We start from the raw sequence: 26495 nt of genomic DNA on the forward strand, positions 1-26495 counted from the left end.
GTGAGCGGCGTAAGACGGGCTCTCTTTATGACGGAGAGTGACCATCTTTGCGCGCTTCGGTCACGGGGTGTTGTGCAACCCTTTCCCGAGTTTCCCCGTCTGACCAATCGGGGCGACCATGGATCCCAGACGAGCTGAGGAGCACATGACCGCCGAGAGCACGCCGGGTCCCGGCATACCCGAGGCGCCCGGAGACAGCAGCGGCCCGGGCCGTCGAGCCAAGGGCCGCCGCCGCAAGCCCCGCGCCAGGCGCAGAGGCGTCCTGATCGCGGCCTGGACGGCGGCGGGCATCGTCGTGCTGGGGGGCACCGGCCTCGGGTACGTCTACTTCAAGCTCAACGGCAACATCAAGAGCATCGACATCAACCAGATGCTCGGCACCGACCGGCCCCAGAAGGTCGACAACGGTTCGCAGAACATCCTCGTCCTCGGCTCCGACACCCGCTCCGGCAGCAACAAGAAGCTCGGCGGCGGCGCGGACGACGGCAGTGCCCGGTCCGACACGGCGATGATCATCCACGTGTACAAGGGCCACAAGAAGGCCGGCGTGGTCTCCATCCCGCGCGACACCCTCATCGACCGCCCCGCCTGCACCGACAGCCAGGGCACCACCCACGACGCCGCGCACGGCGTGATGTTCAACTCCGCCTACTCCACCGGCGGCGCGTCCTGCGCCGTCAAGACGGTCGAGTCCCTCACCGGCGTGCGCATGGACCACTACCTGGAGGTCGACTTCGCCGGCTTCCAGAAGCTCATCGACGAGCTCGGCGGCGTCCAGATCACCACGACCAAGGACATCGCCGACCACGAGAGCCATCTGAACCTCAAGGCCGGCACGCACCGCCTCGACGGTCAGCAGGCGCTCGGCCTGGTCCGCACCCGGCACGGCGTCGGCGACGGCTCCGACCTCGGCCGCATCCAGCTCCAGCAGGCGTTCATCAAGGCCCTGGTCAAGCAGGTCAAGGACATCGGGGTCTTCACCAGCCCCAAGAAGCTCTACGACCTCGCCGACACCTCCACCAAGGCCGTCACCGCCGACTCCGGTCTCGGCTCGGTGAACTCCCTGATGTCCTTCGCGAGCGGCCTGAAGGGCATCAGCCCCGCGAACATGACGATGGTCACCATGCCGGTCCAGTACGACCCGAACAACGGCAACCGCGTCCTGGTCGAGAAGGCGAAGGCCCAGCTGGTGTGGGACGCGTTGAAGAACGACCGCCCGATCCCGAAGTCGGCCACGACGGGAACGGCCACAGGCGAGGCCAACGGCGTCGTGGCCGGCTGAAGGGGCGCGGGGCTGTGCCGATGCACGGCTCCGCCGCGTGGGCGCGACCAGCCACGACCAACCGGCACCCGCCCCCGGCGACAGACCCCCCACCCCCTGGGCGCCCTCCCGGAATAGAACAGCCGCACCCCCGGTTTGGGAGGATGGCACCAGTCCTGGCAGACTGGTACGTCGGCTCCGGTTCACGCCCCCGCACCCCGCGGCAGGCGACCCGGCGCCCTCCCGAAACCTAGGAGACACCTTGAAGCGCGACATCCACCCCGCGTACGTCGAGACGCAGGTCAGCTGCACCTGCGGCGCGTCGTTCACCACCCGCAGCACCATCGACTCGGGCACCATCCGGGCCGAGGTCTGCTCCGAGTGCCACCCGTTCTACACGGGCAAGCAGAAGATCCTCGACACCGGTGGCCGTGTGGCCCGCTTCGAGGCCCGCTTCGGCAAGGCCGCCGGCTCCAAGAAGTAGCGAGCCCCTTTTCGCCGGTCCACGGCCGCACGCCCGCGTGGCGTGTGCGCCGGGACCGGCGTTTTTGGTCGCCCGCCTTCCCCCTCACCACGCAGTAGCAGGAGCCCAAGATGTTCGAGGCCGTCGAGGAACTCGTCAGCGAGCACGCCGACCTGGAAACGAAGCTCGCCGACCCGTCGGTCCACTCCGACCAGGCCAACGCGCGCAAGCTGAACAAGCGCTACGCCGAGCTCACCCCGATCGTCGCCACGTACCGCTCCTGGAAGCAGGCCGGTGACGACATCGCCACCGCGCGCGAGCTGGCCGCCGAGGACCCCGACTTCGCCGCCGAGGTCAAGGAGCTGGACAAGCAGCGCGAGGAGCTGACGGAGAAGCTGCGCCTCCTCCTCGTCCCGCGCGACCCCAGCGACGACAAGGACGTGATCCTCGAGGTCAAGGCCGGCGCCGGCGGCGACGAGTCCGCCCTGTTCGCGGGCGACCTGCTGCGCATGTACCTGCGCTACGCCGAGCGCGTCGGCTGGAAGACCGAGATCATCGACGCCACCGAGTCCGAGCTCGGCGGCTACAAGGACGTCCAGGTCGCCATCAAGACCCGCGGCCAGACCGAGCCCGGCCAGGGCGTGTGGGCCCGCCTGAAGTACGAGGGCGGCGTGCACCGCGTCCAGCGCGTCCCCGCCACCGAGTCCCAGGGCCGCATCCACACCTCCGCCGCCGGCGTGCTCGTCACGCCCGAGGCCGAAGAGGTCGAGGTCGAGATCAACCCGAACGACCTGCGCATCGACGTCTACCGGTCCTCCGGCCCCGGCGGGCAGTCCGTGAACACCACCGACTCCGCCGTGCGCATCACGCACCTGCCGACCGGAGTCGTCGCCTCCTGCCAGAACGAGAAGAGCCAGCTCCAGAACAAGGAGCAGGCGATGCGTATCCTGCGCTCCAGGCTGCTCGCCGCGGCACAGGAGGAAGCGGAGCGGGAGGCCGCCGACGCCCGGCGCAGCCAGGTCCGCACCGTCGACCGCTCCGAGAAGATCCGCACCTACAACTTCCCGGAGAACCGCATCTCCGACCACCGCGTCGGCTTCAAGGCGTACAACCTGGACCAGGTCCTGGACGGCGACCTCGACGCGGTGATCCAGGCCTGCGTCGACGCGGACTCGGCCGCGAAGCTCGCCGCCGCGTAAGCCACTACGAGTACCTCCGGAGGACGTGCGTGAATTTGCTGCTCGCAGAGGTGGCCCAGGCCACCCAGCGGCTCGCCGACGCGGGCGTGCCCTCGCCGCGCACCGACGCGGAGGAGCTCGCCGCGTTCGTGCACGGCGTCAAGCGCGGCGAGCTGCACTCCGTGAAGGACTCCGACTTCGACGCCCGGTACTGGGAGGTCATCGCCCGCCGTGAGCAGCGCGAGCCGCTGCAGCACATCACCGGCCGGGCCTACTTCCGCTACCTCGAGCTCGAGGTCGGCCCCGGCGTCTTCGTACCGCGCCCGGAGACCGAGTCCGTGGTCGGCTGGGCCATAGACGCCGTGCGGGCCATGGACGTCGTCGAGCCGTGCATCGTCGACCTGTGCACCGGCTCCGGCGCCATCGCGCTGGCCCTCGCCCAGGAGGTGCCGCGCTCGCGGGTGTACGCCGTCGAGCTGTCCGACGAGGCCCTGCACTGGACGCGCAAGAACATGGAGGGCTCCCGGGTCGAGCTGCGCCAGGGCGACGCCCTGACCGCCTTCCCGGACCTGGACGGCCAGGTCGACCTGGTCATCTCCAACCCGCCGTACATCCCGCTCACCGAGTGGGAGTACGTCGCCCCCGAGGCCCGCGACTACGACCCGCAGCTCGCCCTGTTCTCCGGCGAGGACGGCCTCGACCTCATCCGCGGCCTGGAACGCACCGCGCACCGGCTGCTGCGCCCCGGCGGCCTCGTCGTCGTCGAGCACGCCGACACGCAGGGCGGCCAGGTGCCGTGGATCTTCACCGAGGAGAAGGGCTGGGCCGACGCGGCCGACCACCCCGACCTCAACAACCGCCCCCGCTTCGCCACCGCCCGCAAGGCGCTGCCGTGAGCACCACCCAGTCTTCGACCCCGCAGTACGTGTACGAGGAGGCCCGCTAGTTATGGCTCGGCGATACGACACCAACGACGCGACCGACCGTGTGACGGGTCTGCGCGAGGCCGCCTCCGCCGTCCGCCGCGGCGAACTCGTGGTGCTCCCCACGGACACGGTGTACGGCATCGGCGCCGACGCGTTCTCCAAGGAGGCCGTCGGGGACCTGCTGCAGGCCAAGGGCCGTGGGCGCAACATGCCCAGCCCCGTCCTCATCGGGTCGCCGAACACGCTGCACGGGCTCGTGACGGACTTCTCCGAGCAGGCCTGGGAACTGGTCGACGCGTTCTGGCCGGGTGCGCTCACCCTGGTCGCCCGGCACCAGCCGTCCCTGCAGTGGGACCTGGGCGAGACCCGCGGCACGGTGGCCGTCCGGATGCCGCTGCACCCGGTCGCCATCGAGCTGCTCACCGAGTTCGGCCCGATGGCCGTCTCCTCCGCGAACCTCACCGGGCACCCGGCGCCGGAGACCTGTGACGCCGCCCAGCAGATGCTCGGCGACTCCGTCTCCGTCTACCTGGACGGCGGGCCCACGCCGGGCAACATCCCGTCCTCCATCGTGGACGTCACCCGCGAGGTGCCCGTCCTCCTGCGCGAAGGCGCCCTCTCCCCGGAGGAGCTGCGCAAGGTCGTACCCGACCTCGAGGTGGCGAATTGACGGCCCCTGACGCGGGGCGTGGCATAGCCGGCGGGGGCTTCAACGGGGAGGAGACCACGACCTTCGGCTTCCCTCGCGACACCTTCCGCATCCTCCACGTCAGCACCGGCAACGTGTGCCGCTCGCCGATCACCGAGCGGCTGACCCGGCATTTCGTCTCCGAGCGGCTCGGCGTCCTCGGCGGCCCGGTCATCGCGGAGAGCGCGGGCACCTGGGGCCACGAGGGCGCGCCCATGGAGTCCCACGCCGAGACGGTGCTGGCCGACTACGGGGCCGACGCGTCCGGCTTCAAGGGCCGTGAGCTGCACGACGAGCACGTGATCCGGGCCGACCTGGTCCTCACCGCGACCCGGGACCACCGGGCCCAGGTGATCTCGATGGGGCACTCGGCGGGTCTGCGCACGTTCACGCTGAAGGAGTTCACGCGGCTGGTGCGGGCGATAGACCCCGCGACGCTGCCGCCGCTGGAGGACGGCGTGGTCAACCGCGCGCGGGCGCTGGTGCGGGCCGCGGCGGCTCTACGCGGGTGGCTCCAGGCGCCGACGGCCGAGGCGGACGAGGTGTACGACCCGTACGGGGCGCCGCTGGGCTTTTTTCGCAGCGTCGGCGAGGAGATCAGCGAGGCCCTGGACCCGGTGGTCACGGCCCTGACGGGGGTACCGGCACGGATGTAGTCGACGTTGGCTTCAGTTACCCGGCGTTTCCGGGTGTTGTGCCGTTGGGCTGCGCGCCCGGCGTTTCCTCGCACCCGGTGTCGGTGCCGGCCGGGGGCCGGGGTGCTCACCGGCGCTGGCCGGGTGCCTCCCCCAAGCACTACGTGCAGGGGGTACCCCCAGCCCACCCGTGCCGCCCCAGGCGGCACGCATGCCCGCGGTTGGGACCAACGGCACCGCAGCCCACCCAGGGGCGCGGGGAACTGCGCGACCAGCCACCACGCACCCGCACCCGCCCGGCAACCCCCACCCACCCGCACGCGCCGCGCCCGGCACCCCCCACCCGCACCAGCACACGAGACCCCCGCTCGGCCGCACGCACCGCGCCCCCCGAGCCGCCGCAGGCTTACCGTGGACGTACGTCACCGTCGACGCCATGCCCGGAGCCCACCATGACGGTCACCCACGCCACCGAAGCCGCCGAAGACACCCTGCGGCACCAGGACCCCGAGCTGGCCGACATCCTGCTCGCGGAGCGCACCCGGCAGGCGACGACGCTCCAGCTCATCGCGGCCGAGAACTTCACCTCGCCCGCCGTCCTGGCCGCCCTCGGCTCCCCGCTCGCCAACAAGTACGCCGAGGGCTACCCCGGCGCCCGCCACCACGGCGGCTGCGAGATGGCCGACGTCGCCGAGCGCATCGCCATCGACCGGGCGAGGAGCCTCTTCGGCGCCGACCACGCCAACGTGCAGGCGCACTCCGGCTCCTCGGCCGTCCTCGCCGCGTACGCCGCCCTGCTGCGCCCCGGCGACAAGGTCCTCGCCCTGGGCCTCCCGTACGGCGGTCACCTCACGCACGGCTCCCCGGCGAACTTCTCCGGCCGCTGGTTCGACTTCGTCCCCTACGGCGTCGACGCCGAGACCGGCCTCATCGACCACGACCAGGTCCGCACGCTGGCCCGCGCCCACCGCCCGAAGGCGATCGTGTGCGGCTCCATCGCCTATCCGCGCCACCCGGACTACGCCTTCTTCCGCGAGGTCGCCGACGACGTGGGCGCCTATCTCGTCGCCGACGCCGCCCACCCCATCGGCCTGGTCGCGGGGGGCGCCGCGCCCAGCCCGGTGCCGTACGCGGACATCGTGTGCGCCACCACGCACAAGGTGCTGCGCGGGCCGCGCGGCGGGATGATCCTGTGCGGCGAGGAACTGGCCGAACGCGTCGACCGGGCCGTGTTCCCCTTCACCCAGGGCGGCGCCCAGATGCACACCATCGCCGCCAAGGCCGTCGCGTTCGGTGAGGCGGCAACCCCGGCGTTCTCCGTGTACGCCCATCAGGTGGTGTCCAACGCGCGCGTCCTCGCCGGTCACCTGGCCGCCGAGGGACTGGTCGTCACCACGGGCGGCACCGACACACACCTGATCACCGCCGACCCCGCGCCCCTCGGCGTGGACGGCCGGACCGCCCGCGGCCGGCTCGCCGCGGCCGGGATCATCATGGACTGCTGTGCGCTTCCCCACGCCGACGACCGCGGTCTGCGCCTGGGCACGGCGGCCGTGACGACGCAGGGCATGGGCGAGGCAGAGATGGTCCGGGTCGCGGCGCTGATCGCGGCGGCCCTGCGCGACGGGGCCGACGCCCAGCGGATCCGGGACGAGGTGCGCGAACTGACCGGGGCGTTCCCGCCGTACCCGGCGTGATGTGTGCGACGCCAAGCCGTATCCCGTCGCGACCGGGGTAGGCGCACCGGCGTACCCGGCCCGTGACCGGCCGCACAGCCGCGCGTGCAACCATCCTGGCTACCCGGAAGTCCACAACCATATGCGCACCTCGCTAGGGTGTGGGGCTGAGATGGCCAGCGAGACCTGTGGGGAAGCCTGTGCGTGAATACCTGCTGACGCTCTGCATCACGGCCGCGGTGACGTATCTGCTGACAGGGCCGGTACGGAAGTTCGCCATCGTGGCCGGCGCGATGCCGGAGATCCGGGCACGCGACGTGCACCGCGAACCCACTCCGCGGCTCGGCGGTATCGCGATGTTCTTCGGACTGTGCGCGGGCCTGCTGGTCGCCGACCACCTCACCAATCTCAACGAGGTCTTCGAGAAGTCCAACGAGCCCCGCGCGCTGCTCTCGGGTGCGGCGCTGATCTGGCTGATCGGTGTGCTGGACGACAAGTTCGAGATCGACGCCCTGATCAAGCTGGGCGGTCAGATGATCGCCGCCGGCGTGATGGTGGTCCAGGGTCTGACGATCCTGTGGCTGCCGGTCCCCGGCGTCGGCACGGTCGCCCTCACCCAGTGGCAGGGCACGCTGCTGACCGTCGCCCTCGTCGTGATCACCATCAACGCGGTGAACTTCGTCGACGGCCTGGACGGTCTCGCGGCCGGCATGGTGTGCATCGCGGCGGCCGCGTTCTTCATGTACGCCTACCGCGTCTGGTACTCGTACGGCATCGAGGCGGCCGCCCCGGCGACGCTGTTCGCGGCCGTGCTGATGGGCATGTGCCTGGGCTTCCTGCCGCACAACATGCACCCGGCCCGGATCTTCATGGGCGACTCCGGGTCCATGCTGATCGGGCTGGTCCTGGCGGCGGGCGCGATCTCGGTGACCGGGCAGGTCGACCCGGACGTGATGAACCTGTTCGCCGGTTCCGAGCGCAACACCGTGCACCAGATGGTGCCGGTCTACATCCCGCTGCTGCTTCCGCTCACCATCATCGCGATCCCCGCCGCCGACCTGATCCTCGCGATCGTGCGCCGCACCTGGCGCGGCCAGTCGCCGTTCGCGGCGGACCGCGGGCATCTGCACCACCGGCTGCTGGAGATCGGCCACTCGCACAGCCGGGCCGTGCTGATCATGTACTTCTGGTCGGCGCTGATCGCGTTCGGCGCGCTGGGCTACTCGGTCAACTCGGCCTCGATGTGGATCGTGCTGGGCGTGGTCGCGCTCAGCGCCATCGGCCTGGTGCTGCTCCTGCTGCCGCGGTTCACGCCGCGCGCCCCGATCTGGGCGGAGCGGTTCGTGCCGCCGCGCTACCGGCGCCGCCGTCGCCGGGTCATCGCCGAGCCCGCGGCCCGCCACGCACACCCGGCCGACGAGGACGAACCGGAGCGCACCCCGATCACCGCGGGCACCCCGGGCGTCTCAGGAGTCAACGGAGCGACGGCCATCGGCCCCCGCGCACGCCTGCACGACCGGCGGAAAGCCGGTACCTCGCGCTGACGTCCGGCGCTGACGGCAAGGTAAGAATCTGACTAGAGCATTGCCAAGTCGTGGGGGAGCATTCCGGCGCAATACCAGACAAAGGGGCGCCGAAATTGCACAGACGCGCACGGTCACTCTCATGTGTGACAGCAAGCACACCCAACAGGTAAAGACTGCATCAAATAGTTTGTGATACGGTTCACGAGAACCCCGGACAGAGCCGAAGGACCCTAGTGCGAGGGTCCGTCGACGCGAGGGCTGCATGCTCTCGGCCGGGACTACGCTCGTCCATGACGACACCCCTTGCCCCCTGTGAAAAGCGGAGTTGCCGCCATGCCGTCCAACGACGTCCGGATCCTGGCCAAGGCCGCCGTGCCCACGGCCGCCGTCGGCGCTGTCGCCGCCGTCGTGAGCGGTGTGGTCGCCGGCGGCAAGGGCGCGATCGGGGCCGCCGTGGCGACGCTGGTGGTGATCCTCTTCATGGGGATCGGCCTCTACGTCCTGCAGCGCACTGCCAAATCGCTTCCGCACCTCTTCCAGGCGATGGGTCTGATGCTCTACGCGGCGCAGATCCTGCTGCTGTTCGTCTTCGTCGCGGCTTTCAAGCACACGACGCTGTTCCACCCCAAGGCTTTCGCGCTGACGCTCGTCGCGACCACGCTCGCGTGGATCGCCGCGCAGACGCGCGCCCACATGAAGGCCAAGATCCTGTACGTCGAGCCCGACAAGCCCGAGAAGACGGGGCACTCGTCGTGAGGGGTAGGGCCGGGATAAAGACGCTCGAGAGATCCTGCTATCGTCCGGTGCCAACTGCGGCATCGCGGGCGCGGGCATCTGAGCTGACGCCTGCTCATTCGCGAGGCGAGATGCCCCCAAGCCGCCCCCACATCCGTAACACCAGTCCCGTGCCGAACCGCGGCCGCACGCCGCGCCGACACAACGAGGTTGCCGTACCTATGCGCCACGCTGAAGGAGCCCGCGGTGAGTGCTGACCCGATGCAGACGCTCGCTTTCGACTCGAGCTGCCACCTGTTCGACGGGTGTGGTTTCGACAAGGTCGCACCGGGCCTGCACTCGTTCATGTTCGAGCCGCTCGTGGGCAACGCTGACGGCAACGGCTTCTACTTCAACAAGCCGATGCTGCTGGCCCTCCTGGGCTCCATCATCGTGGTGGGCTTCTTCTGGGCCGCGTTCGCCAAGCCCAAGGTCGTCCCGGGCAAGCTCCAGATGATCGCCGAGGCGGGCTACGACTTCGTACGCACCGGCATCGTCTACCAGACGCTCGGCAAGCGCGAGGGCGAGAAGTACGTCCCGCTCGCCGTCTCCCTGTTCTTCTTCGTCTGGATGATGAACCTCTGGTCGATCATCCCGGTCGCCCAGTTCCCGGTGACGTCGATCATCGCGTACCCGATCGTGCTCGCCCTGATCGTGTACATCACGTGGGTCGTCCTGACCTTCAAGCGTCAGGGCTTCGTCGGCTTCTTCAAGAACGTCACCGGCTACGACAAGTCGCTCGGCGCCGTTCTGCCGCTGTCGATGACCATCGAGTTCTTCTCGAACCTGCTGGTCCGCCCGTTCACCCACGCCGTGCGACTGTTCGCGAACATGTTCGCCGGCCACACCCTGCTGGTCCTCTTCACCGTCGCCAGCTGGTACATGCTGAACGGCATCGGCATCGCGTACTCCGCGGTCTCGTTCTCGATGACCATCGTGATGACCCTCTTCGAGCTCTTCATCCAGGCCGTGCAGGCGTACGTCTTCGTTCTGCTGACGTGCACCTACATCCAGGGCGCGCTCGCCGAGCACCACTGAGCACCCGCCCGCACCACACCCACAGACACCCGGTGGCCAACCCCCACCGGTCACTGAAAGAGAAGGAAGAACCGGCATGTCCGCTCTCCAGACCCTCGCTGCGGTCGACGGCAACCTCGGCTCCATCGGTTACGGCCTCGCCGCGATCGGCCCGGGCGTCGGCGTCGGCATCATCTTCGGTAACGGCACCCAGGCCCTGGCCCGCCAGCCCGAGGCGGCCGGCCTCATCCGCGCCAACCAGATCCTCGGCTTCGCCTTCTGTGAGGCGCTCGCCCTCATCGGCCTGGTCATGCCGTTCGTTTACTAAGACGGACGACAGCGACAGCCCCATTCGACGAAAGGCACTGATGTGAACCTCATGGTTCTGGCGGCCGAGAAGGAGAACCCTCTCGTTCCGCCGTGGCCCGAGCTCGTCATCGGCCTGATCGCCTTCGTCATCGTCTTCGGCTTCCTTGCCAAGAAGCTCCTCCCGACCATCAACAAGGTTCTGGAAGAGCGTCGCGAGGCCATCGAGGGCGGTATCGAGAAGGCCGAGGCCGCGCAGACCGAGGCCCAGAGCGTCCTCGAGCAGTACAAGGCCCAGCTCGCCGAGGCCCGGCACGAGGCCGCGCGCCTGCGCCAGGAGGCGCAGGAGCAGGGTGCCGCGCTCATCGCCGAGATGCGCGCCGAGGGCCAGCGGCAGCGTGAGGAGATCATCGCCGCCGGCCACGCGCAGATCGAGGCCGACCGCAAGGCCGCCGCGTCCGCGCTGCGGCAGGACGTCGGCAAGCTCGCCACGGACCTGGCCGGCAAGCTCGTCGGCGAGTCCCTGGCGGACCACGCCCGGCAGAGCCGCGTGATCGACCGCTTCCTCGACGAGCTTGAGGAGAAGGCCGAGGCGACTCGATGACCGCGCACGGAGCGAGCCGCGAGGCCCTTGCCGCCGCACGCGAGCGTCTGGACGCACTGACGGACAACACGGCTGTGGACGCGGCGAAGCTCGCCGACGAGCTGGCCGCCGTCACCGCGCTGCTCGACCGCGAGGTGTCGCTGCGTCGGGTCCTCACCGACCCGGCGCAGGCCGGTGAAGCCAAGGCCGAGCTGGCCCAGCGCCTGCTCGGCGCCCAGGTCAGCGGCGAGACCGCCGACCTGGTGGCCGGCCTGGTCCGCTCCCGCTGGTCGCAGTCCCGCGACCTGGTGGACGTGCTCGAGGAGCTGGCGGACGTCGCCGACCTCACGGCCGCCCAGCGGGCCGGCACGCTCGACGACGTCGAGGACGAGCTGTTCCGGTTCGGCCGGATCGTCTCCTCCAGCACCGAGCTGCGCGCCGCGCTGACCAACCGCAAGGCCGGCGCCCCGGCCAAGGGCGAGCTGCTGCGCAGCCTGCTCGGCGGCCGCGCCAAGCCGACCACCGAGCGTCTGGTCACGCGCCTTGTGACCGCGCCGCGGGGACGTAGCCTGGAAGCGGGACTCGAGTCCCTGTCCAAGCTCGCCGCCGACCGCCGGGACCGCACGGTCGCCGTCGTCACCTCGGCGGTGCCGCTGAGCGACGGCCAGAAGCAGCGCCTCGGCGCCGCGCTGACCAAGCTCTACGGCCGTCGGATGCACCTCAACCTCGACGTGGACCCCGAGGTCCTCGGCGGGATCCGGGTGCAGGTCGGTGACGAGGTCATCAACGGCTCCCTCGCGGACCGGCTGGAAGACGCCGCCCGCCGCATGGCGAGCTGACGGCGCTCGGCAAACAAAGACAGCAGTAGTACTTACGGCCCGGGTTGGGCCGTGCAGAGGATTCACCTCCTGTTGGGGGGAGTCCCCATCCCCCCAAAGTGAAACTTCGGGCCCAACAAGGAGAGCAGGGAACCCAGATGGCGGAGCTCACGATCCGGCCGGAGGAGATCCGGGACGCACTGGAGACCTTCGTCCAGTCGTACAAGCCGGACGCGGCCTCGCGCGAGGAGGTCGGCACGGTCACCCTTGCCGGCGACGGCATCGCGAAGGTCGAGGGCCTGCCCTCGGCCATGGCCAACGAACTGCTGAAGTTCGAGGACGGCACCCTCGGCCTCGCCCTCAACCTCGAGGAGCGCGAGATCGGTGCCATCGTCCTCGGTGAGTTCAGCGGCATCGAGGAGGGTCAGCCGGTCACCCGTACCGGTGAGGTCCTCTCCGTGGCGGTCGGCGAGGGCTACCTCGGCCGTGTCGTCGACCCGCTCGGCAACCCGATCGACGGCCTCGGCGAGATCGAGACCGACGGCCGCCGCGCGCTGGAGCTGCAGGCCCCCACGGTCATGCAGCGCAAGTCGGTGCACGAGCCGATGGAGACGGGCTACAAGGCCGTCGACGCCATGACCCCGATCGGCCGTGGCCAGCGTCAGCTGATCATCGGTGACCGTCAGACCGGCAAGACCGCGCTGGCCGTCGACACGATCATCAACCAGCGTGACAACTGGCGCTCCGGCGACCCGAAGAAGCAGGTCCGCTGCATCTACGTCGCCATCGGCCAGAAGGGCTCCACCATCGCGTCGGTCCGCCGCGCGCTGGAGGAGAACGGCGCCCTGGAGTACACGACCATCGTCGCCGCCCCGGCGTCCGACCCGGCCGGCTTCAAGTACCTGGCGCCCTACACCGGTTCCGCGATCGGCCAGCACTGGATGTACCAGGGCAAGCACGTCCTGATCATCTTCGACGACCTGTCGAAGCAGGCCGACGCCTACCGTGCCGTGTCCCTGCTGCTGCGCCGCCCGCCGGGCCGTGAGGCCTACCCGGGTGACGTCTTCTACCTGCACTCCCGTCTGCTGGAGCGCTGCGCGAAGCTCTCCGACGACATGGGCGCGGGCTCGATGACCGGTCTGCCGATCGTCGAGACGAAGGCCAACGACGTCTCGGCGTTCATCCCGACCAACGTCATCTCCATCACCGACGGCCAGTGCTTCCTGGAGTCCGACCTGTTCAACGCCGGTCAGCGTCCGGCCCTGAACGTCGGTATCTCGGTCTCCCGCGTCGGTGGCTCCGCGCAGCACAAGGCCATGAAGCAGGTCTCCGGCCGTCTGCGCGTGGACCTGGCCCAGTTCCGTGAGCTGGAGGCGTTCGCCGCCTTCGGTTCCGACCTGGACGCCGCCTCCAAGTCCCAGCTGGAGCGCGGTCAGCGCATGGTCGAGCTGCTGAAGCAGGACCAGTACCAGCCGATGTCCACCGAGGACCAGGTCGTCTCCGTGTGGGCCGGCACCACCGGCAAGATGGACGACGTCCCGGTCGCCGACATCCGCCGCTTCGAGAAGGAGCTGCTGGAGTACCTGCACCGCAAGGAGCAGGGCCTCATGACCTCCATCCGTGAGGGCGGCAAGATGTCCGACGACACCCTGACGGCCGTCGCCGACGCGATCGCGGAGTTCAAGAAGCAGTTCGAGACCTCGGACGGCAAGCTGCTCGGCGAGGACGCCCCGTCCGCCGCCAAGTGACGTAAGGAAGGGACCTGACTCATGGGAGCCCAGCTCCGGGTCTACAAGCGTCGCATCCGATCCGTCACCGCGACCAAGAAGATCACGAAGGCGATGGAGATGATCGCCGCCTCGCGCGTCGTCAAGGCGCAGCGCAAGGTGGCGGCCTCCACTCCCTACGCGACCGAGCTGACGCGCGCTGTCACGGCCGTCGGTACCGGTTCCAACACCCGGCACCCGCTCACCACGGAGGCGGACAACCCGACCCGTGCCGCGGTCCTGCTCCTCACGAGCGACCGCGGTCTGGCCGGCGCCTTCAACTCCAATGCCATCAAGGCCGCGGAGCAGCTGACCGAGCGCCTGGAGCGCGAGGGCAAGCAGGTCGACACGTACATCGTCGGCCGGCGTGGTGTGGCCCACTACAACTTCCGTGAGCGCACCGTCGCTCAGTCGTGGACGGGCTTCACCGACGAGCCGTCGTACGCGGACGCCAAGAAGGTCGCGGCGCCCCTGATCGAGGCGATCGAGAAGGACACGGCCGAGGGTGGTGTGGACGAGCTCCACATCGTCTTCACCGAGTTCGTCTCGATGATGACGCAGACGGCGCTGGACGCCCGGCTGCTTCCGCTGCGTCTCGAAGAGGTCGCCGAGGAGGTCGCGCCGCAGGGCGAGATCCTCCCGCTGTACGACTTCGAGCCCTCGGCGGAGGACGTCCTCGACGCCCTGCTGCCGCGCTACGTGGAGAGCCGCATCTACAACGCGCTGCTCCAGTCGGCCGCTTCGAAGCACGCCGCCACGCGGCGCGCGATGAAGTCGGCCACCGACAACGCGGGCGAGCTGATCAACACGCTCTCCCGTCTTGCCAACGCGGCCCGCCAGGCCGAAATCACCCAGGAAATCAGCGAGATCGTCGGTGGCGCGAGCGCCCTCGCCGACGCGACCGCGGGGAGTGACCGATAAATGACCACCACTGTTGAGACCGCGACGGCTACGGGCCGCGTCGCCCGGGTCATCGGCCCGGTCGTCGACGTGGAGTTCCCCGTCGACGCGATGCCGGAGATCTACAACGCCCTCCACGTCGAGGTCGCCGACCCGGCCAACGCGGGCGAGAAGAAGATCCTGACCCTGGAGGTCGCCCAGCACCTGGGTGACGGCCTGGTCCGCACCATCTCCATGCAGCCCACCGACGGCCTGGTCCGCCAGGCCCCGGTCACCGACACCGGCGACGGCATCACCGTCCCGGTCGGCGACTTCACCAAGGGCAAGGTGTTCAACACCCTCGGTGAGGTGCTGAACGTCGACGAGTCCTACGAGGGCGAGCGCTGGTCCATCCACCGCAAGGCCCCGAACTTCGACGAGCTCGAGTCGAAGACCGAGATGTTCGAGACCGGCGTCAAGGTCATCGACCTGCTGACCCCGTACGTCAAGGGCGGCAAGATCGGTCTGTTCGGCGGCGCCGGCGTCGGCAAGACGGTGCTCATCCAGGAGATGATCTACCGTGTCGCCAACAACCACGACGGTGTCTCCGTGTTCGCCGGTGTCGGTGAGCGCACCCGTGAGGGCAACGACCTGATCGAGGAGATGTCCGACTCGGGCGTCATCGACAAGACCGCGCTGGTCTTCGGTCAGATGGACGAGCCCCCGGGCACCCGTCTGCGCGTCGCGCTGGCCGGCCTGACCATGGCCGAGTACTTCCGTGACGTCCAGAAGCAGGACGTGCTGTTCTTCATCGACAACATCTTCCGCTTCACGCAGGCCGGTTCCGAGGTCTCCACCCTGCTCGGCCGTATGCCGTCCGCGGTGGGTTACCAGCCGAACCTGGCCGACGAGATGGGTCTCCTCCAGGAGCGCATCACGTCGACCCGCGGTCACTCGATCACCTCGATGCAGGCGATCTACGTCCCCGCCGACGACCTGACCGACCCGGCCCCGGCGACCACCTTCGCCCACCTCGACGCGACGACGGTTCTCTCCCGTCCGATCTCCGAGAAGGGCATCTACCCGGCCGTGGACCCGCTGGACTCCACGTCCCGGATCCTGGACCCGCGCTACATCACGCAGGACCACTACAACGCGGCCATGCGCGTGAAGAACATCCTGCAGAAGTACAAGGACCTCCAGGACATCATCGCGATCCTCGGTATCGACGAGCTCGGCGAGGAGGACAAGCTCGTCGTCCACCGTGCCCGTCGTGTGGAGCGCTTCCTGTCCCAGAACACCCACGTCGCCAAGCAGTTCACCGGCGTGGACGGCTCGGACGTGCCGCTCGACGAGTCGATCGCCGCGTTCAACGCGATCTGCGACGGTGAGTACGACCACTTCCCCGAGCAGGCGTTCTTCATGTGCGGTGGCCTCGAGGACCTCAAGGCCAACGCCAAGGAGCTCGGCGTCTCCTGAACTCCCTGAGTTCGGTGTGAGGGGGCGGGTACGTCCCGCCCCCTCACGCACGCCCCCTAGAATTGACCCCAACACCCGGCACCCCCGCCGGGTGGTGACCCGAGGAGCCACCCTTGGCTGCTGAGCTGCACGTCGAGCTGGTCGCCGCCGACCGCCAGGTCTGGTCCGGCGAGGCCACCCTGGTCGTCGCGCGCACCACGTCCGGCGACATCGGCGTCATGCCCGGTCACCAGCCGCTGCTCGGTGTGCTGGAGTCGGGCCCGGTGACCATCCGGACGAGCGAGGGAGGGACGGTCGTCGCTGCGGTGCACGGCGGTTTCATCTCGTTCGCCGACAACAAGCTGTCGCTGCTCGCGGAGATCGCCGAGCTGTCCGACGAGATCGACGTCCAGCGCGTGGAGCGTGAGCTCGAGCGCGCGAAGGCGGAGGGCGACGCCACGGCGGAGCGCCGAGCGGACGTACGACTGCGTGCGGCGACGGCCCGCTGAGACGCGAGTACGCCTTACGATGACCTACTCAGCCGCGGTCGGCTCCGGAGTGATCCGGAGCCGACCGCGGCTGAGGCAGATCTGGATGTTTTTTCCGTTCCGTTACCTAGGAGTCGAGGAGGTCGGTAGTCGATGGTCCTCGCTCTGACTGTGTGCGGAATCGTCGTCGCCCTCGTGGTGCTGGGTCTGTTCGTCTTCGGTCTGCGGCGCAGGCTGATCCAGCGCTCCGGGGGCACCTTCGACTGCAGCCTGCGCTGGGACGTGGCGGAGACGGCCGACACCAGCGGCAAAGGCTGGTCGTACGGCGTCGCCCGGTACAGCGGCGACCGCGTCGAGTGGTTCCGGGTCTTCTCCTACGCCCCGCGTCCGCGCCGGGTCCTGGAGCGCGGCTCCATCGAGGTGGCCGGACGCCGGCTGCCGGAGGGCGAGGAGGAGCTGGCGCTGCTGTCCGACGCGGTGATCCTCGTCTGCCTCCACCGGGGCACGCGCCTCGAACTCGCGATGAGCGAGGACGCGCTGACCGGATTCCTCGCGTGGCTGGAGGCAGCCCCGCCCGGGCAGCGGGTGAATGTGGCGTAACCGCATTCACCCTCCCCCGGACGAAGCCCGGGGGAGGGTGAGGGGGTGGGGCGGTTCTCGCTGTTACAGGTTGCTGCTGATCGCGTTCACCAGCTCGCCGTTCGCGGTGTCGCCGCTGAACTCCCAGAAGAACGCGCCGCCCAGGCCCTGGTTCTTGGCCCAGCTCATCTTCCCGGCGATGGTGGCGGGGGTGTCGTAGGACCACCAGTTGCTGCCGCAGTGGGCGTAGGCGGTGCCGGCGATCGTGCCGGTGGCCGGGCAGGACGTCTTGAGGACCTTGTAGTCCTCGATGCCCTGCTCATAGGTGCCGGCGGCGGGTCCCGTGGCGGTGCCGCCCGGGGCGTCCTGGGTGACGCCGGTCCAGCCGCGGCCGTAGAAGCCGATGCCGATGAGCAGCTTCTTCGCGGGCACCCCGACCGCCTTGAACTTGGCCATGGCGTCGGCGGTGGTGAAGCCGGCCTTCGGGATGCCGGTGTACGAGGTGAGCGGGGAGTGCGGGGCGGTGGGGCCCTTGGCGTCCCAGGCGCCGAAGAAGTCGTACGTCATCACGTTGTACCAGTCGACGTACTGGGAGGCGCCGGCGTAGTCCGCGGCCTCGATCTTGCCGCCGGCGGAGCCGTCCGCGGTGACCGCGGCGGTGACCAGGTTGTTCGCGCCGAACTTGGCGCGCAGCGCGGACATCAGGTTCTTGAAGGCCGCGGCGCCCGAGGTGTCACAGCTCAGACCGCAGGCGTTCGGGTACTCCCAGTCGATGTCGATGCCGTCGAAGACGTCGGCCCAGCGCGGGTCCTCGACCAGCTTGTAACAGGAGTCGGCGAACGCGGCGGGGTTCTGCGCCGCCTGGCCGAAGCCGCCGGACCAGGTCCAGCCGCCGAAGGACCACAGCACCTTGATGTTCGGGTACTTGGCCTTCAGCTCGCGCAGCTGGTTGAAGTTGCCGCGCAGCGGCTGGTCCCAGGTGTCGGCGACGCCGCTGACGGACTGGTCGGCGGTGAAGGCCTTGTCGTAGTCGGCGTAGGAGTCGCCGATCGCGCAAGCACCGTTGGTGACGTTGCCGAAGGCGTAGTTGATGTGGGTGATCTTGGCGGCGGAGCCGGACGTCACGAGGTTCTTGACGTTGTAGTTGCGGCCGTAGATGCCCCACTCGGTGAAGTAGCCGAGCTTGACCTTGTCGCCGGTGGGCGGGGGAGTGGTGGTGCCGCCGGTGGTGTGCACCTTGACCGCGCCGCTGACCGGGCCGGTCTGGTCGGCGGTGTCGCGGGCCTGCACGGTGTAGGAGTAGTCGGTTCCCGCGCTGAGCCCGGTGTCGGTGTACGACGTGGTCGTCACGGTCGCGACCTTGGCGCCGTCGCGCAGGACGTCGTAGTTCTTGACGCCCTTGTCGTCGGTGGCCGCGCCCCAGCTGAGCTTCACCGAGGTGTCGGTGACGGAGGAGGCGGTGGGGGTTCCGGGCGCGGAGGGCGCCGCGTCACCGGGGACGGTCGTGCCGTCGCAGCTGTCGCCGTTGAGCTTGCAGTTGGAGGGTGAGCCGGGGCCCGCGCCGTTGAAGCCGAAGGAGACGGTGGCGCCGGGGGCGACGGTGCCGTTGTAGGACTTGTTCTTCGCGGTCCAGTGGGTGCCGGAGGAGGTGACGTCGGCGTCCCAGGCGGAGGTGACGGACGTGCCGGAGGGGAAGTCCCACTCGACGGTCCAGGAGGAGATGCTCGTGGTGCCGGTGTTCTTGATGGTCCACTGACCGCCGAAGCCGGTGCCCCAGTCGCTGGTCTTGGTGAAGCTCGCCGTCGCGTTGCCCGCGGCCTGGGCGGGTCCCGCGAGGCCGACCAGACCGGCCAGGGGGAGCAGCAGGGTCGCGAACCCTGCCGCGGCGCGGTGTCTGAAGCGCATGGTGCGCCTCCTCTGTATGTGGGGATGTCAGGGGCATGACTGAGCCTTCACGCCCACGGTGCCGCGAGAATAGAAAGGTCTGGACCACGGGTCAATAGGTCTGGACCAGTTGACATTCCGGCGGGGATCCGGCTGCGTCAGATCCCCAACTCCCGGGCGATCACCGCCGCTTGCGCCCGGCTGCGCAGCTCCAGCTTCCCCAGCAGCCGGCTGACGTGCGTCTTCACCGTTGCTTCGGCCATGTCCAGCTGCTCGGCGATCCCCGCGTTGGACAGCCCCTGCCCCAGACAGGCCAGCACCTCGCGCTCCCGCCGGGTGAGAGCGTCGAGAACGGCCGGATCGGCCCGTCTCTCCCGGCCGGCGGTGGCCGCGAACTCGGCGATCAGCCGCCGGGTGACGGCCGGGGCGACGATTCCCTCGCCGCGGGCCACCGTTCGCACCGCCTCGATGAGATCGCGTGCCTCGGTGTTCTTCAGCAGAAACCCGGCCGCTCCCGCACGCAGCGCTCCGAAGACGTACTCGTCGAGGTCGAACGTCGTCAGCACCAGGACGTCGGCGAGCCCGGCCTCGACGACCTGCCGGGTCGCCGACACCCCGTCCAGGCGCGGCATCTGAACGTCCATCACCACCACGTCCGGCCGCAGCTCGCGGGCCAGTGACACCGCCCGCTCCCCGTCCTCCGCCTCCCCGACCACCTCGATGCCGGGCGCGCTGCGCAGGATGAGGACCAGCCCGGCGCGCACGGCGGACTGGTCCTCGGCCACGAGGACACGGATCACCGCGGGTCTCCTTCGGTGAGGGGCAGGGTGGCGCGTACGGCCCAGACGGCGCCCTCGGGCCCGGCCGTGAACGCCCCGCCGAGCAGCGAGGCCCGCTCCCGCATCCCGACGAGCCCGGCGCCCGAGCCCGGAGCACGGGGCGTTGCGCGAGAGCCGTAGGGACTGGTCACGACGATGTCCACGCAGTGGTCCCGGCGCGCCAGTGACACCCTGACCGGGCCGGGGGAGGCGTGCTTGAGGGCGTTGGTGAGGGATTCCTGGACGATGCGGTAGGCGGCGAGTTCGACGGGCGCGGGCAGGGGGCCGTGCATGGCGTCCAGGTGGACGTCGAGGCCGTTGTCGCGGGCGCTGTCGGCCAGTGCTTCGAGGCCGTCGAGGGTCGGGGCCGGGGCCGGTTCGTGGTCGCCGCTGCCGTCGCGCAGGATGCCGATCAGCCGGCGCATCTCGGCCAGTCCGTCGACGCTGTTCTCCCGGATGACGCCCAGCGCCTCCCGGCTGGTCGACGGGTCGTCGACGGACAGGGCGGCGGTGGAGTGGATGGCGATGGCGGACAGGTGGCCCGCGACGAGGTCGTGCAGCTCCCGGGCGACTCTGGCCCGCTCGGCGGTGACGGCCTGCGTCCGGTCCAGCTCGGCGAGCAGCGCGGTCTGCTCCGCGCGCAGCCGGGCGGCCTCCGCGGCGTCGCGGTGGTTGCGGACCAGCGCCCCGGTGGCGGCCGGGCCGAAGGAGACGACGGCCGCGCCGAGGCCGACGAACAGTGCCTGCGGACTGCGCCACCAGATCAGGAATCCGAGCGTCACGGCGATGCAGGCCAGTCCCGTGGCGACCGGCACCCGCCGGGCGGCGGCCGGTGACCCGTACAGCGCGGCGGCGTAGGCGAGGTCCGTGTACATCAGGATGGTGGCCGCGTTGCCCGTGGTGACCATGTCGAAGGCGAGGGCCAGGGATCCCGCCGCCAGCGCGAACTGCGGGCGGGTGCGGCGCAGCAGCTCCAGGGCCGCCATGACCGCGAGCGAGATCAGCCCCCACGTGGACGACAGCACCCCGCTGCCCGAGGTGTACAGGCCGAGCGCCCACATCGCGACCCCGCCGAGCAACCCGGCGACGGCGATGCGCACGTCGAACCGGTGCGGTCGGGGGAGCGTCACGGACATGCCCCCATCCAACACGGGCCGGGCGCCGTCCGCGTGCACCCCGGGAAGGGTCCGCACTGCATCTTTCGATGTACCGCGAGGTCGTCATCGGCGACGACGAAACCGGCGCCGGGCGGCGCAAGGCTGGAGAGGTGAGCGAAGGGAGCGAACCGTGATCGTCGGGCTGATCATCACCTGTGAGGTGGCGTTCTGGGTGCTGCTGGCGGCCGGGCTCGCCTTGCGCTACCTGTGGAGGATGCCCCGCACGGGCCTGGCGCTGCTGCTGTGCGAGCCGCTGCTGGAGGTGGTGCTGTTCGCGGTCACCGCGATCGACCTCAAGAACGGCGCCCAGCCGGACTGGCGGCACGGCCTGGCGGCGGTCTACATCGGTTTCACGGTGGGCCTCGGACACGCGACGATCAGGTGGGCCGACGCCCGGGTCGCCCACCGCTTCGCGGGCGGCCCGCCGCCGGTCCGTCCCCCCAAGTACGGCATGGCCCGAGCCGTCCACGAGTGGAAGGTGGCGGGCCGCTGGATCCTGGCGTCCGTGGTCGCCCTCGCCCTCCTCCAGGCTGCTGCCTGGTACGTCGGCGGCCATGGCGACACGAGCTCGCTGAGGGCGTGGCAGACGAGGATGCTGTGGCTGATCGGCATCAACGTCGTGATCGCGGCGAGCTACACGCTGTTCCCGAAACGGGCGCCGGCCGGCTCCCCCGGGAAGCCGGTGCGCTAGCGCTCGCCTCCCGGCACCCACAGCACGTCCCCGGTCTCCTTGTTGGCCGTGCGGGCCAGGATGAACAGGAGGTCGGAGAGGCGGTTGAGGTAGGTCGCGGTCAGGGGGTTCATGACGTCGCCGTGAGCCTCCAGGGCCGCCCAGGTGGACCGCTCGGCGCGGCGGACGACCGTGCACGCCTGGTGGAGCAGGGCCGCGCCCGCCGTGCCGCCCGGCAGGATGAAGGACCGCAGCTTCTCCAGCTGCTCGTTGAAGCGGTCGCAGTCCGCCTCCAGCCGGTCGATGTAGAACTGCTCCACCCTGAGCGGCGGGAACTCCGGGTTCTCCACGACCGGGGTCGACAGGTCCGCGCCCACGTCGAACAGGTCGTTCTGCACACGGGTGAGGACCTTGACGACCTCCTGGTCGAGGCCGCCCAGCGCGATCGCCGTGCCGATCACCGCGTTCGCCTCGTTGGCGTCGGCGTACGCGGCGATGCGCAGGTCGGTCTTGTGGACCCGGCTCATGTCGCCGAGGGCGGTGGTGCCCTGGTCGCCGGTCCTGGTGTAGATGCGCGTCAGATTGACCATGCGGCCAGCGTAGTTAGGCACCGGCCTTGCGGAACACTCGTGTGCCCACTGTCACGGCGAGCGCCGCGAATCCGACGGCCACCAGGGCGCCGTACAGCATGTGCGCGGTGGCGTACTCGCCGACGTAGGCGTCGCGCATGGCGTCCACCAGGTAGCGGAACGGTACGAAGTGGGACAGGACGTCCAGCCAGTCGGGGGCCAGGGTCATCGGCAGCATCAGGCCCGACAGCAGCATCGACGGCATCGAGACCGCGTTGATCAGCGGTCCGAACTCCTGCGGGCTGCGCACCTTCATCGCCACCGCGTACGACAGCGACGCCAGCGACACGGTCAGCAGTGCGACGAAGCCGAAGCCGATGAGCACACCGGGCAGGGGAGCCCGCAGTCCCATCGGCAGGGCCGCGAGCACCAGCAGCACCGCCTGGAAGACGAACACCGTGGCGTCCCGCAGGACCCGCCCGAGCAGCAGCGCGAGCCGGCTGACGGGCGTGACCCGCATCCGCTCGACCACGCCCACCCCGTTCTCCAGGATGATCATGAATCCCGCGAACAGGGCGCCGAAGAGCCCCAGTTGAAGCAGCAGACCCGGCACGAGCACCTGCCATGAGCTGCCCCTGCCGCCCAGCGGCAGGTCGGTGAGCAGCGGCCCGAAGAACAGCAGGTACAGCAGCGGCATCAGCACGCCGAAGAGCATCGCGAAGCGCGAGCGCAGGGTCTGGCGCAGGTAGCGGCCGTAGATGAGGCCGGTGTCGTGCACAAGCATGGGCGGAGTCCTATACGGCTACGGGGGTGGCGTCGGCCGGGGCGGGACCCCGGCCGGTGATGGCGAGGAACGTGTCCTGGAGCGTGGCGTCGATCGAGCCGCCGTGCTGCAGCTTGAGCGCGGTCGGCGTGCCCTCGGCGACGACCGTGCCCTTGTCGACGATCACCAGGCGGTCGGAGAGGGCGTCGGCCTCGTCGAGATAGTGCGTGGTGAGGAAGACGGTCGTGCCGTGCCCGCCGCGCAGCCGCCGCACCAGGTCCCACAGGTCGGCCCGGCTGCCGGGGTCCAGTCCGGTGGTCGGCTCGTCGAGGAAGAGCACGCGCGGGCGGTGGGTGAGCGCCATCGCGATGTCCAGCCGGCGCCGCTGGCCACCGGAGAGCGCGCCGCACTTGCGGTCGAGCAGGTCGGTGAGGTCCAGGTCGCGGGCGAGCTCGCCGGCGCGGGCGACGGCCTCGCTCTTGCTCAGCCGGTACATCCGCCCCTGCGTGACGAGTTCCTCCCGCACGCTGATCTGCGGGTCGACGCCGCCGGACTGGGCGACGTACCCGCAGGCCCGGCGCACGCCGACGGGGTCGGTCGCCAGGTCGTGCCCGGCGACGACGGCGGTGCCGCCGGTCGGTTTCAGCAGGGTGGTCAGCATCCGCAGGGTGGTCGTCTTCCCAGCGCCGTTGGGCCCGAGGAAGCCCAGGATCTCGCCCTCGCGGACGGTGAGGTCGATGCCGCGTACGGCCTCGACGGGGCCGTGCTTGGTCGTGAAGGTGCGCGCGAGTCCGCTCGCGCTGATGACTGCTGGCATGCCTCCCAGAAAAACAGAGTCCCTTGAATTTTGCAATGACTCCAAAAATTGTGTGAACCCAGCGAAGCTAGGATGAGGGCATGGCAGAGGGGCTCAGGGAGCGGAAGAAGCGGCAGACCCGGCAGTACATCTCCGATGTGGCCACGGGGCTGTTCCTGGAGCGCGGCTTCGACGCGGTGACGGTCGCGGAGATCGCGGACGCGGCGGACGTCTCCGTCAACACCGTCTACAACTACTTCCCCGCCAAGGAGGACCTGTTCCTCGACCGCTCGGCCGGCGTCGTCGACCGGCTGGCCCGCTGGGTCCGGGGCCGCGACACGGGGGAGTCCGCCGCCCGCGCCGTCCTGCGGGAGCTGCGCGAGGAGGTCGAGGCCGTCTCACCGCGCGTCGGCCTGATGGAGGGCTACAGCCGCTTCATGCGCGTCATCCAGGAGGCGCCGACGCTGCGGTCCCGGCTGTGGAGCCTTCAGCAGGAGAGCCACGACAATCTGCGGGCGGCGCTGGCCGAGGAGACCGGCGCCGCCGACGGCGACGCACTGCCGGACCTGATGGCCGGCCAGATCTGCTGGATCTACGAGACGGTGTTCGCCGCGATCGGCCGCGAGATGCTCAAGGGGCGGACGCCGGCGGAGGTGTCCCGGGAAACACTTCAGCTCCTCGACGAGGTCGAGGAGTTGCTGAGCGAGCGGGTGCTGGGGTACGCGGTCCGCGAGGGCTGACCCGTCCACAGGGGCCTGCGAGGCGGCTGCGCCGACGGTCGCGATGGGCCGCCGGGGCGATCTCGGGACCGGCGGTCATACCTGCCGGACTGGCGTGGCTCCTCGGGATGGCGCGGTACGAACTCGGTACGGCGTTCGAGCCCGGCTCCGGCGACCCCTCCGGCAGCCGGCCGCCTTGACGGCCGGTCAGGGAGGGTTCTTCGGGCGTGCCCGGCGCGTCGATGGTGTGCCGTGGACACCGGCCGGGAACTCGGCGGCGCCGACGGGGAACTCGATCCGGTCGGCGTTGTCCGTGCGGACGGTGGCAAGAGGTGGCCCCGCAGTCAAGATCACTGAGCCCCGGCCCGTCGGCGCCTCACACCCGTGGCGGCCGGCTCTCGGCTGCCGCCCGGCCGTTCCCCCGACACGGCGTCACATCCCCCGCACGTTCCGACGTGACCGGCGTCTCACCCCGTGAGACGTGAAACGCGTTACTAACTCCGCCGCGCCGCCCCTCACGGGCGCTAGTGTCCGCCGGAGAGAAGTTGGCCCCTGCGCGACCCTCCCCCTGCCCGGTGGCGCCTCGGTGAGTTCCGTCCCGAGGTGCCGGGCGCACCCTCCGAGCGGACGAGGGGACGGGACGCCGGGGCCTGACGACAGCGCGTATCAGGGGAGTCGCACAGTGGCACGGAAGCTCGCCGTCATCGGGGCCGGTCTCATGGGGTCCGGCATCGCCCAGGTCTCCGCGCAGGCGGGCTGGGACGTCGTCCTGCGCGACGTCACCGACGAGGCACTCACCCGCGGCACCGACGGCATCAAGGCGTCGTACGACAAGTTCGTGAGCAAGGGCAAGCTCGCCGCACAGGACGCCGAGGCCGCCCTCGCCCGCATCACGCCGACCACCGATCTGGACGCCGCGGCCGACGCCGACCTCGTCGTCGAGGCCGTCTTCGAGAAGCTCGAGGTCAAGCACGAGATCTTCCGCGCCCTCGACAAGATCGTGCGCCCGGAGGCCGTCCTCGCCTCCAACACCTCCGCCATCCCGATCACCAAGATCGCCGCGGCCACCGAGCGCCCCGAGCGGGTCGTCGGCGTGCACTTCTTCTCGCCGGTGCCGATGATGCAGCTCGTCGAGCTGGTCCGCGGCTACAAGACCAGCGACGAAACCCTCGCCACCGCCCGCGAGTTCGCCGAGTCCGTCGGCAAGACCTGCATCGTCGTCAACCGGGACGTCGCCGGGTTCGTGACGACCCGTCTGATCTCCGCGCTCGTCGTCGAGGCCACCAAGTTGTACGAGTCCGGTGTCGCCACCGCCGAGGACATCGACATCGCCTGCAAGCTGGGCTTCGGCCACGCCATGGGCCCCCTCGCCACCGCCGACCTCACCGGGGTCGACATCCTGCTGCACGCCACCAGCAACATCTACACCGAGTCCCAGGACGAGAAGTTCGCCCCGCCGGAGCTGATGCGCCGGATGGTGGACGCCGGTGACATCGGGCGCAAGAGCGGGCAGGGCTTCTACACGTACTGATCACCGCACTCACCCCGGAGAGGTCACTCTCCGGGGTGAATCAGGTATCGGTTCGCTCACAGCCAGCAACCGCACCGCCACCGGCGCAGTCAGACCTGGCACACCCACGTCATGGAGTAGCCACCGCACTCACCCGAGGAGCGCATATGCACATCAGGGGCGACCACGTCGAGCTGGTCGTCGGGGGCCGCCTCGACGTCCGCAGCGCGGCGGACGCCCGTACGGTCCTGCACGCGGCGGTCGACGACGGCGTCGGCGACCTCGTGCTCGACCTGTCAGAACTGGACTCCTGGGACGCCACCGGGCTCGGCGTCATCATGGGTGTCCACCGCCGGGCCGGCCGCTGCGGCCGCCGCCTGGTGCTGCGCGGCGTACCGCCGCAGATGCAGCGCCTGCTGGTGGCGACCCGGCTGCACCGCATCCTCGCCATCGAAGGCGGCCTCGCCGTGGACTCCCTGCCCCGGGTGTAGCCCCGTCGCGGACCCCCGCCCCGGGTAGCTCCCGCGGCTGTGACCGCGATCCGTTCCCACGGGTGTGACCGCGAAGATCTGTTCCCACGGGTGTGAC

28 protein-coding genes are annotated in these 26495 nt (G+C 70.0%); 22 read left to right on the plus strand and 6 right to left on the minus strand.

The window, feature by feature from the left end; all coding sequences use genetic code 11:
* Positions 1-145 precede the first annotated feature (145 nt).
* The 18 genes from AB0E88_RS19120 (at position 146) to AB0E88_RS19205 (ending at position 17042) form a co-directional block, all read left to right on the plus strand.
* Positions 146-1282, plus strand: a complete 1137-nt coding sequence (locus AB0E88_RS19120) for an LCP family protein (protein WP_361631732.1) — start codon at positions 146-148, stop codon at positions 1280-1282.
* Between the two features lie 241 nt (positions 1283-1523).
* Positions 1524-1745, plus strand: a complete 222-nt coding sequence (rpmE, locus tag AB0E88_RS19125) for a 50S ribosomal protein L31 (protein WP_190013247.1) — start codon at positions 1524-1526, stop codon at positions 1743-1745.
* Between the two features lie 110 nt (positions 1746-1855).
* Positions 1856-2923: a peptide chain release factor 1 gene (prfA, locus tag AB0E88_RS19130; RefSeq protein WP_361631734.1), complete on the plus strand. Its 1068-nt coding sequence runs from the start codon at positions 1856-1858 to the stop codon at positions 2921-2923.
* A gap of 29 nt (positions 2924-2952) precedes the next feature.
* On the plus strand, positions 2953-3798 hold the full coding sequence (gene prmC / locus AB0E88_RS19135; protein ID WP_361631736.1) for a peptide chain release factor N(5)-glutamine methyltransferase: 846 nt from the start codon (positions 2953-2955) through the stop codon (positions 3796-3798).
* A gap of 52 nt (positions 3799-3850) precedes the next feature.
* On the plus strand, positions 3851-4498 hold the full coding sequence (locus AB0E88_RS19140) for an L-threonylcarbamoyladenylate synthase (protein WP_361631738.1): 648 nt from the start codon (positions 3851-3853) through the stop codon (positions 4496-4498).
* Complete coding sequence (locus AB0E88_RS19145) at positions 4495-5172, plus strand: protein-tyrosine-phosphatase (protein ID WP_361631740.1); 678 nt, start codon at positions 4495-4497, stop codon at positions 5170-5172. The genes AB0E88_RS19140 and AB0E88_RS19145 overlap by 4 nt, the downstream gene beginning before the upstream one ends.
* Positions 5173-5603: 431 nt before the next feature.
* The gene (glyA, locus tag AB0E88_RS19150) at positions 5604-6848 is read left to right on the plus strand and encodes a serine hydroxymethyltransferase (RefSeq protein WP_361631742.1); all 1245 of its coding nucleotides are present in this window, start codon (positions 5604-5606) and stop codon (positions 6846-6848) included.
* 179 nt (positions 6849-7027) lie between these two features.
* Entirely contained in the window at positions 7028-8371 is a 1344-nt protein-coding gene (locus AB0E88_RS19155; protein WP_361631744.1) for an MraY family glycosyltransferase, read from the plus strand.
* Positions 8372-8686: 315 nt separating this feature from the next.
* Positions 8687-9109, plus strand: coding sequence for a hypothetical protein (locus tag AB0E88_RS19160; RefSeq protein WP_361631746.1), 423 nt, complete (start codon positions 8687-8689; stop codon positions 9107-9109).
* Between the two features lie 225 nt (positions 9110-9334).
* Entirely contained in the window at positions 9335-10165 is an 831-nt protein-coding gene (atpB, locus tag AB0E88_RS19165) for a F0F1 ATP synthase subunit A (protein WP_361631748.1), read from the plus strand.
* A gap of 76 nt (positions 10166-10241) precedes the next feature.
* Positions 10242-10472 carry an ATP synthase F0 subunit C gene (gene atpE / locus AB0E88_RS19170; protein WP_103780068.1) on the plus strand — a complete coding sequence of 77 codons (231 nt, stop codon included), beginning with the start codon at positions 10242-10244 and terminating at the stop codon, positions 10470-10472.
* Positions 10473-10523: 51 nt separating this feature from the next.
* Positions 10524-11054 (plus strand): F0F1 ATP synthase subunit B, encoded by a 531-nt coding sequence (locus AB0E88_RS19175; protein WP_361631904.1) that lies wholly within the window; start codon positions 10524-10526, stop codon positions 11052-11054.
* On the plus strand, positions 11051-11872 hold the full coding sequence (locus AB0E88_RS19180; RefSeq protein ID WP_361631750.1) for a F0F1 ATP synthase subunit delta: 822 nt from the start codon (positions 11051-11053) through the stop codon (positions 11870-11872). The genes AB0E88_RS19175 and AB0E88_RS19180 overlap by 4 nt, the downstream gene beginning before the upstream one ends.
* Positions 11873-12009: 137 nt before the next feature.
* Complete coding sequence (gene atpA / locus AB0E88_RS19185) at positions 12010-13599, plus strand: F0F1 ATP synthase subunit alpha (protein ID WP_361631752.1); 1590 nt, start codon at positions 12010-12012, stop codon at positions 13597-13599.
* A gap of 21 nt (positions 13600-13620) precedes the next feature.
* Positions 13621-14538 (plus strand): F0F1 ATP synthase subunit gamma, encoded by a 918-nt coding sequence (locus AB0E88_RS19190; protein WP_361631754.1) that lies wholly within the window; start codon positions 13621-13623, stop codon positions 14536-14538.
* Positions 14539-15975 (plus strand): F0F1 ATP synthase subunit beta, encoded by a 1437-nt coding sequence (atpD, locus tag AB0E88_RS19195; RefSeq protein WP_361631756.1) that lies wholly within the window; start codon positions 14539-14541, stop codon positions 15973-15975.
* Between the two features lie 113 nt (positions 15976-16088).
* Positions 16089-16463: a F0F1 ATP synthase subunit epsilon gene (locus AB0E88_RS19200; RefSeq protein ID WP_361631758.1), complete on the plus strand. Its 375-nt coding sequence runs from the start codon at positions 16089-16091 to the stop codon at positions 16461-16463.
* A 132-nt stretch (positions 16464-16595) separates the two neighbouring features.
* Complete coding sequence (locus tag AB0E88_RS19205) at positions 16596-17042, plus strand: DUF2550 domain-containing protein (protein WP_361631760.1); 447 nt, start codon at positions 16596-16598, stop codon at positions 17040-17042.
* A gap of 63 nt (positions 17043-17105) precedes the next feature.
* Here AB0E88_RS19205 and AB0E88_RS19210 read toward each other — a convergent pair whose 3' ends face one another.
* The 3 genes from AB0E88_RS19210 to AB0E88_RS19220 form a co-directional block, all read right to left on the minus strand.
* Positions 17106-18926 carry a glycoside hydrolase family 18 chitinase gene (locus AB0E88_RS19210; protein WP_361631762.1) on the minus strand — a complete coding sequence of 607 codons (1821 nt, stop codon included), beginning with the start codon at positions 18924-18926 and terminating at the stop codon, positions 17106-17108.
* A 137-nt stretch (positions 18927-19063) separates the two neighbouring features.
* Positions 19064-19705 carry a response regulator transcription factor gene (locus AB0E88_RS19215; protein ID WP_361631764.1) on the minus strand — a complete coding sequence of 214 codons (642 nt, stop codon included), beginning with the start codon at positions 19703-19705 and terminating at the stop codon, positions 19064-19066.
* Positions 19702-20859, minus strand: coding sequence for a histidine kinase (locus AB0E88_RS19220; protein ID WP_361631766.1), 1158 nt, complete (start codon positions 20857-20859; stop codon positions 19702-19704). Before AB0E88_RS19220 ends, AB0E88_RS19215 begins: the two co-directional genes overlap by 4 nt.
* A 151-nt stretch (positions 20860-21010) precedes the next feature.
* On the opposite strand from AB0E88_RS19220, the gene AB0E88_RS19225 reads away from it, so the two are divergent.
* Positions 21011-21571 carry a hypothetical protein gene (locus AB0E88_RS19225; protein WP_361631768.1) on the plus strand — a complete coding sequence of 187 codons (561 nt, stop codon included), beginning with the start codon at positions 21011-21013 and terminating at the stop codon, positions 21569-21571.
* On the opposite strand, the gene AB0E88_RS19230 is transcribed toward AB0E88_RS19225, so the two are convergent.
* From AB0E88_RS19230 to AB0E88_RS19240, 3 genes are read right to left on the minus strand one after another with little or no spacing between them, the layout of a single operon-like run.
* Positions 21568-22140, minus strand: coding sequence for a cob(I)yrinic acid a,c-diamide adenosyltransferase (locus AB0E88_RS19230; RefSeq protein ID WP_361631770.1), 573 nt, complete (start codon positions 22138-22140; stop codon positions 21568-21570). The two genes, AB0E88_RS19225 and AB0E88_RS19230, sit on opposite strands and share 4 nt — an antisense overlap.
* A gap of 13 nt (positions 22141-22153) precedes the next feature.
* Positions 22154-22903: an ABC transporter permease gene (locus tag AB0E88_RS19235; protein ID WP_361631772.1), complete on the minus strand. Its 750-nt coding sequence runs from the start codon at positions 22901-22903 to the stop codon at positions 22154-22156.
* A gap of 10 nt (positions 22904-22913) precedes the next feature.
* Entirely contained in the window at positions 22914-23699 is a 786-nt protein-coding gene (locus tag AB0E88_RS19240; RefSeq protein ID WP_361631774.1) for an ATP-binding cassette domain-containing protein, read from the minus strand.
* An 80-nt stretch (positions 23700-23779) separates the two neighbouring features.
* Between AB0E88_RS19240 and AB0E88_RS19245 the strand changes: the two genes are divergently transcribed.
* The 3 genes from AB0E88_RS19245 (at position 23780) to AB0E88_RS19255 (ending at position 26398) form a co-directional block, all read left to right on the plus strand.
* Complete coding sequence (locus tag AB0E88_RS19245) at positions 23780-24418, plus strand: helix-turn-helix domain-containing protein (RefSeq protein ID WP_361631776.1); 639 nt, start codon at positions 23780-23782, stop codon at positions 24416-24418.
* Positions 24419-25079: 661 nt separating this feature from the next.
* The gene (locus tag AB0E88_RS19250; protein WP_361631778.1) at positions 25080-25928 is read left to right on the plus strand and encodes a 3-hydroxyacyl-CoA dehydrogenase family protein; all 849 of its coding nucleotides are present in this window, start codon (positions 25080-25082) and stop codon (positions 25926-25928) included.
* Positions 25929-26074: 146 nt separating this feature from the next.
* The gene (locus AB0E88_RS19255; protein WP_361631780.1) at positions 26075-26398 is read left to right on the plus strand and encodes an STAS domain-containing protein; all 324 of its coding nucleotides are present in this window, start codon (positions 26075-26077) and stop codon (positions 26396-26398) included.
* The last annotated feature ends 97 nt before the right edge of the window (positions 26399-26495 follow it).

The sequence above is a fragment of the Streptomyces sp. NPDC028635 genome (genome assembly GCF_040637635.1).
Taxonomy (GTDB): Bacteria; Actinomycetota; Actinomycetes; order Streptomycetales; family Streptomycetaceae; genus Streptomyces.